General features: G+C 68.8%; 6 protein-coding genes and 1 pseudogene. All 7 read left to right on the forward strand.

From position 1 onward, the window contains the following. A pseudogene (locus tag AC1D2K_RS26815) lies at window positions 1-117 on the forward strand (citryl-CoA lyase); the annotation flags it as partial. A gap of 32 nt (window positions 118-149) precedes the next feature. Beyond that, the gene (locus AC1D2K_RS26820) at window positions 150-1010 is read left to right on the forward strand and encodes an HTD2 family dehydratase (RefSeq protein ID WP_478092400.1); all 861 of its coding nucleotides are present in this window, start codon (window positions 150-152) and stop codon (window positions 1008-1010) included. A gap of 35 nt (window positions 1011-1045) precedes the next feature. Beyond that, entirely contained in the window at window positions 1046-2206 is a 1161-nt protein-coding gene (locus AC1D2K_RS26825; RefSeq protein ID WP_478092401.1) for an acyl-CoA dehydrogenase family protein, read from the forward strand. After that, the gene (locus tag AC1D2K_RS26830) at window positions 2206-3396 is read left to right on the forward strand and encodes a CaiB/BaiF CoA transferase family protein (protein ID WP_478092403.1); all 1191 of its coding nucleotides are present in this window, start codon (window positions 2206-2208) and stop codon (window positions 3394-3396) included. The genes AC1D2K_RS26825 and AC1D2K_RS26830 overlap by 1 nt, the downstream gene beginning before the upstream one ends. 88 nt (window positions 3397-3484) lie before the next feature. After that, entirely contained in the window at window positions 3485-4840 is a 1356-nt protein-coding gene (locus AC1D2K_RS26835) for an MmgE/PrpD family protein (protein ID WP_478092404.1), read from the forward strand. A 9-nt stretch (window positions 4841-4849) separates the two neighbouring features. Continuing rightward, window positions 4850-5701 (forward strand): HpcH/HpaI aldolase/citrate lyase family protein, encoded by an 852-nt coding sequence (locus AC1D2K_RS26840; RefSeq protein ID WP_478092406.1) that lies wholly within the window; start codon window positions 4850-4852, stop codon window positions 5699-5701. A gap of 99 nt (window positions 5702-5800) precedes the next feature. Further along, window positions 5801-6793: a TRAP transporter substrate-binding protein gene (locus tag AC1D2K_RS26845; RefSeq protein ID WP_478092409.1), complete on the forward strand. Its 993-nt coding sequence runs from the start codon at window positions 5801-5803 to the stop codon at window positions 6791-6793. Window positions 6794-6832 lie beyond the last annotated feature (39 nt).

The raw sequence follows: 6832 nt of genomic DNA on the forward strand, positions 1-6832 counted from the left end.
GTGATGGCCCGCGCCATCGGCCTGGTGGGCCACATCCTGGAGGAGATCGACGACCCGATGGGCGTCGAGATCTGGCAGCGGGTCGAGCGCGAGGCCGGCGGTCCGCGACAGGAATGAGCGGCAACCCACTCCATCGAACGAGCGCCGCCATGACCGAAGAAGCCCTGGACATCGACCACCTGCGCAGCTGGATCGGCCGCAGCGAGACCCACGACGACCTGATGTCGCCCTGGACCGCGAGCGCGCTCGCGGCGACCTTGCGCAATGAAGATCAGCCCTGGCCGGCCGGCCGGGCACTGCCGCCGCTTTGGCATTGGTGCTATTTCCTGCCGACCGCGCCCGAGAACCGGCTCGGCCCCGACGGCCATCCGGCGCGCGGCGGCTTCCTGCCGCCGGTGCCGCTGCCGCGCCGCATGTGGGCCGGCAGCCAGCTCGAGTTCTTCGCCCCGGTACCGCTGGCGGCGCCCGCGCGCAAGACCTCGCGGGTGGTCGACGTCAGCCTGAAGCAGGGCAAGGCCGGCGCGCTGGTCTTCGTCAAGGTCGAACACGAGGTGCATGCCGGCGCGACGCTGCTGCTGCGCGACCGTCACGACATCGTCTACCGCGAAGCCGCCAAGCGCGGCGAATCGGCGCCGCCGCAGGCACCGCCGGCCGATGCGCTCTGGACCGTCGAACACCGGCCCGACGCGCCGCTGCTGTTCCGCTACTCGGCGCTCACCTTCAACAGCCACCGCATCCACTACGACCATCCCTACGTGACCCAGGTCGAAGGCTACGACGACCTGGTGGTGCACGGCCCGCTGATCGCCACGCTGCTGCTCGAAGCGGCGCAGCAGCACAACCCGGGCCGCGGCGTGCGGGCCTACAGCTTCAAGGCCGTGCGCCCGCTGACCTGTGGCCGCCTGCTGCGCGTTCGCGGCCATGCGGCCGATGCCGATGGCAAGGCCGTGCTGTGGGCCGAGGACGAGCAGGGCGCGCTGCTGATGCAGGCCACTGCACGCCTGGGCTGAGCCGTCCGACCCTTTCAATCAACTTCACGAGCCCCATGATTTCCTCCATTTCTCGTCACCAGGACATCCGCGACGCCGTGCGCGACCTCTGCGCCCAGTTCCCCAACGAGTACTTCCGCAAGGTCGACGAAGCGCGCGCCTACCCGGCCGAGTTCGTCGACGCCTTGACCAAGGCCGGCTGGATGGCCGCGCTGATCCCGCAGGCGTACGGCGGCTCGGGCCTGGGCCTGACCGAGGCTTCGGTGATCATGGAGGAGATCAACCGCGCCGGCGGCAACTCCGGCGCCTGCCACGGCCAGATGTACAACATGGGCACCTTGCTGCGCCATGGCTCCGAGGCGCAGAAGCGGCTGTACCTGCCGAAGATCGCGTCCGGCGAGCTGCGCCTGCAGTCGATGGGCGTGACCGAGCCCTCGACCGGCACCGACACCACCAAGATCAAGACCACCGCCGTGAAGAAGGGCGACCGCTACGTCATCAATGGCCAGAAGGTCTGGATCTCGCGCATCCAGCACTCCGACCTGATGATCCTGCTGGCGCGCACCACGCCGCTGGCCGATGTGAAGAAGAAGTCCGAAGGCATGTCGATCTTCATCGTCGACCTGCGAGAGGCCATCGGTCACGGCCTCACCGTGCGGCCGATCCTGAACATGGTCAACCACGAGACCAACGAGCTGTTCTTCGAGAATCTGGAGATCCCGGCCGAGAACCTCGTCGGCGAGGAAGGGCAGGGCTTCAAGTACATCCTCGACGGCCTCAACGCCGAGCGCACGCTGATCGCGGCCGAATGCATCGGCGACGGCTACTGGTTCATCGACAAGGTCACGGCCTACACCAAGGAGCGCATCGTGTTCGGTCGCCCGATCGGCCAGAACCAGGGCGTGCAGTTCCCGATCGCCGAGGCCTTCATCGAGATCGAGGCCGCCGACCTGATGCGCTACGAGGCCTGCCGGCGCTTCGATGCGCACGAGCCCTGCGGCGCCCAGGCCAACATGGCGAAGTACCTCGCGGCCAAGGCCTCGTGGGAAGCGGCCAATGCCTGCCTGCAGTTCCACGGCGGCTTCGGCTTCGCCTGCGAGTACGACATCGAGCGCAAGTTCCGCGAGACCCGCCTCTACCAGGTGGCGCCGATCTCGACCAACCTGATCCTGAGCTACGTGGCCGAGCACATGCTCGGGCTGCCCCGGAGCTTCTGATGCGACCCCTCGAAGGCATCACCGTGCTCACGCTCGAGCACGCGATCGCGGCGCCGTTCTGCACCCGCCAACTGGCCGACCTCGGCGCCCGGGTGATCAAGGTCGAGCGGCCGGGCAGCGGCGACTTCGCGCGCGCCTACGACCAGCGCGTGCACGGACTGGCTTCGCATTTCGTCTGGACCAACCGTTCCAAGGAGAGCCTGACCCTGGACGTGAAGCACCCCCAGGGCCAGGAGATCCTGCAGCGCCTGGTGGCCGAGGCCGACGTGCTGGTGCAGAACCTCGCGCCCGGCGCCGCGGCACGGCTGGGCCTGTCGTTCGAGGCCTTGTTGCCGCTGCACCCGGGACTGGTCGTCTGCGACATCTCGGGCTACGGCGACGATGCGGCGGCGCCCGGACCCTATCGCGACAAGAAGGCCTACGACCTCCTGATCCAGAGCGAATCGGGCTTCCTGTCGGTCACCGGCACGCCCGACGAGATGGCCAAGGCCGGCTGCTCGATCGCCGACATCTCGGCCGGCATGTACGCCTACAGCAACATCCTGGCGGCGCTGCTGCAGCGCGGCAAGACCGGCAAGGGCTGCCGCATCGATGTCTCCATGCTCGAGAGCATGGCCGAGTGGATGAGCTTCCCGATGTACTACGCCTTCGAGGGCGCGCCGCCGCCGCCGCGCGCGGGCGCGGCGCACGCCACCATCTATCCCTACGGGCCGTTCGCCGCCGGCGACGGCAAGCTGGTGATGCTGGGGCTGCAGAACGAGCGCGAGTGGCAGGCGTTCTGCGCGAAGGTGCTCGAGCAGCCCGGCCTGGCGACCGACCCGCGATTCGCGTCCAACACGCTGCGCACCGCTTCGCGCGATGCGCTGCGCGAGATCATCGTCCAGGCCTTCTCGGCGTTCACCGCGGCGGGCATCATCGAGCGGCTCGACGCGGCGCAGATCGCCAACGCGCAGGTCAACACGATGCAGGACCTGTGGAACCACCCGCAACTGCAGGCGCGCGATCGCTGGACCGACGTCGGTACGGGTGCCGGCGCAATCCCCGCGCTCTGGCCGCCCGGCATGCCGCGCGAGTGGGATCCGCGCATGGATGCGGTGCCGACGCTCGGCCAGCACACCGATGCGATCCTGGCCGAGGTCGGCTACGACGCCGCCGCCATCGCCGCATTGCATGCCGAAGGTGCAATCTGAGACCTTGCGGGACAGACCAAGAAACTGCGCAGCAGTTTTTGCTCTGTCCTCAACTGATCAGATCTTTATGAACAAGCAGGCTCTCACCATGAACAACCACCCCAGCCAGACCCTCGCCACCTTCGCCGCCGAACTCTCGTTCGCCCAGATTCCCGATCCGGTGCTGCGCCGCGCCGAGGACCTGATGCTCGACTGGCTCGGCTCCGTGCTCGCGGCCCGCTCGGCGCGTCCGGTGCGCAGCATCCAGCGCTTCGCCGAGATGATGGGCCCCGCCGACGGCCCCAGCGAGGTGCTGATCTCGCGCCGCACCACCTCGCCGCTGTTCGCGGCACTGGTCAATGCCGCGGCCTCGCACTACGTGGAGCAGGACGACGTGCACAACGGCTCCGTGTTCCATCCGGCGGCGGTCGTGTTCGCGCCGGCGCTGGCGACGGCCCAGGCGCTGGGTGCGAGCGGCGCGCAGCTGCTGACCGCCGTGGTGGCGGGCTACGAAGTCGGCATCCGTGTCGGCGAGTTCCTCGGCCGCTCGCACTACCGCACCTTCCACACCACGGCCACGGCGGGCACGCTGGCCGCCGCAGCGGCGGTGGGCCGGCTGCTCGAACTGTCGCCGGCCCAAATGCTGGATGCCTTCGGCTCGGCCGGCACGCAGTCGGCGGGTGTCTGGGAGTTCCTGCGCGACGCGGCCGATTCGAAGCAGCTGCATTGCGCGCACGCCGCGGCCAGCGGCCTCATGTCGGCCTACCTCGCGAAGGATGGCTTCACCGGTGCGCAGCGCGTGCTCGAAGGCGCGCAGGGCCTGGGCGTCGGCATGTCGACCGACGCCGATCCCGGGCGCCTGGTCGATGGACTGGGCAGCCGCTGGACGCTGGCCGAAACCTCGTTCAAGTACCACGCCTCCTGCCGCCACACGCACCCGGCGGCCGATGCGCTGCTGCAGGTGATGACCGACAACCGCCTGACGCACGGCGACATCGCGCGCGTCGTGACCCATGTGCACCAGGGGGCCATCGACGTGCTGGGCCGCGTGGTGGTGCCCGCCACGGTGCACCAGGGCAAGTTCTCGATGGGCACGGTGCTGGGGCTGATCGCGGTGCACGGCCGCGCGGGCCTGACCGAGTTCGACCGCGACTACCTCGCGCCCGAGGTCGCGGCCTTCCGCGACAAGGTGATGATGGAACTCGACCGCGAGGTCGACACGGCCTACCCCGCGCGCTGGATCGGCAAGGTCAGCGTCACGACCACCGACGGCCGCAGCTTCTCGGGCCGCGTCGACGAACCCAAGGGCGACCCCGGCAACACGCTGAGCCGCGCCGAGATCGAGGACAAGATGAAGCGGCTCACGCAGTACGGCGAGGCCGCTACGCCCCAAGAAGCAAAGGCACTTTGTCAGCGTATCTGGCACCTGGCCGAAGCGCCGCGCGTCAAGCGCTTGCTGGCCTGAGGGATCCGGATGTCTTCCGCTTCGACGCCGCGTCCGCCTGCCCGCAGCCTGCTGTTCGTGCCGGGCCACCAGCCCGCACGCTTCGACAAGGCCTGCGCCAGCGGCGCCGATGCGGTTGTCCTCGACCTCGAGGACGCCGTGCCGCCGGAACGCAAGGACGAGGCGCGCGCCCAGGTCGGCGAGTGGCTGGCCGCGCGCCGCGATGGCGCTGCAGCGCCGGTCATCGGTGTGCGCATCAATGCGGCCGACACCCCGTGGCACGCCGCCGATGTCGAGCTGTGCGCCCGCGCGGGCATCGAGGCGCTGATGCTGCCGAAGGCCGAGGATGCGGCCGTGCTGCGGGCGATCGCCACCGCGCTGCCGGCCGCGGCCTTGTGGCCGCTGATYGAGACCGCGCGCGGCATCGATCGCCTGGCCGGCATCGCTAGCGCGATGCACGTGCAGCGCCTGGTGTTCGGCTCAATCGACTTCCAGGCCGACCTCGACATCGAGGCGGACGACGAGGGCGACGGCCACGAGCTTCTCTTCTACCGCTCGCAGATCGTGCTGGCCTCGCGCCTGGCGGGGCTGCAGGCGCCGGTGGATGGCGTCAGCACGGCGATCGACCAGAGTTCGCGTCTCGAGGCCGAGGCGCGCCGGGCGCGCGCCCTCGGCTTCGGCGCCAAGCTGTGCATTCATCCGAAGCAGGTGGCGTCGGTCAACCAGGGCTTCTCGCCCGTGCCTGAACGCGTCGCCTGGGCGAAACGGGTTCTTGCGGCCGATGCCGCAAGTGGGGGAGCGCCGGTCGCGGTCGACGGCAAGATGGTCGACCGGCCGGTGGTCCTCAAGGCGCAGGCGGTGCTGCGCGCAGCGTCACGCTGAAGCACCGCAAGGGGGAGCGACACGGAGTGCGTCAAAAAAAAACGGCGCAGCGGGTCGCAGATCGAAAAACAAGACAGGGAGACATTCATGAGCCATTCCATGACTCGGCGTGCCGTATGGGTCGGCGCGTCCGCATTCGCAGTCCCGAGGGTGTTCGCACAGCCGGCGCCGATCGTCCTCAAGTTCAGCCACGTGGTGGCGCCCAACACGCCCAAGGGGGCCGCGGCCGATTACTTCGCGAAACGGGCCGCCGAACTGACCCGGGGCCGGGTCAAGGTCGAGGTCTATCCGAACAGCCAGCTCTACAAGGACAAGGAAGAACTCGAGGCGCTGCAACTCGGGGCCGTGCAGATGCTGGCGCCATCGCTCGCCAAGTTCGGGCCGCTGGGCGTCAAGGAGTTCGAGGTCTTCGACCTGCCCTACATCTTTCCGGACAAGGCGGCGCTGCGCACCATCACCACCGGGCCGATCGGCACCCGGCTGCTGGCCCGGCTGGAGCCCAAGGGCTTCAAGGGGCTGGCCTACTGGGACAACGGCTTCAAGATCATGACCGCCAACAAGGCCGTCCGGCGGCCCGGCGACATGAAGGGCCTGAAGCTGCGCATCCAGTCGTCCAAGGTGCTCGAGGCGCAGATGCGCGCGCTCGGCGCGATCCCGCAGGTGATGGCCTTCTCCGAGGTCTACCAGGCGCTGCAGACCGGCGTGGTCGACGGCACCGAGAACACGCCGTCCAACATCTACACGCAGAAGACGCACGAGGTGCAGGCCCATGGCGCGCTCACCGACCATGGCTATATCGGCTATGGCGTGATCGTCAACAAGAAGTTCTGGGATGCGCTGCCGGCCGACATCCGCAGCGCGCTCGAGGTGGCCATGAAGGAGGCCACCGAGCGCAACGACACCATCTCGCAAAAGGACAACGACGACGCGATCGCCGCGATGCAGGCCAGCGGCAGGATCAGGCTGCATGCGCTCACGCCGCAAGAACGGGCGGCCTGGATCGCGCAGCTCAAGCCGGTGCACCAGGCCATGGCCTCGCGCGTGGGCCCGGAGCTGATCCAGGACATCCACAAAGCGCTCGGAACCTCGTGAACCTCTGAAGCACTTTTCGGAGGCACGATGAACGTACTC

The sequence above is a fragment of the Variovorax sp. P1_H12_2 genome, assembly GCF_056405335.1.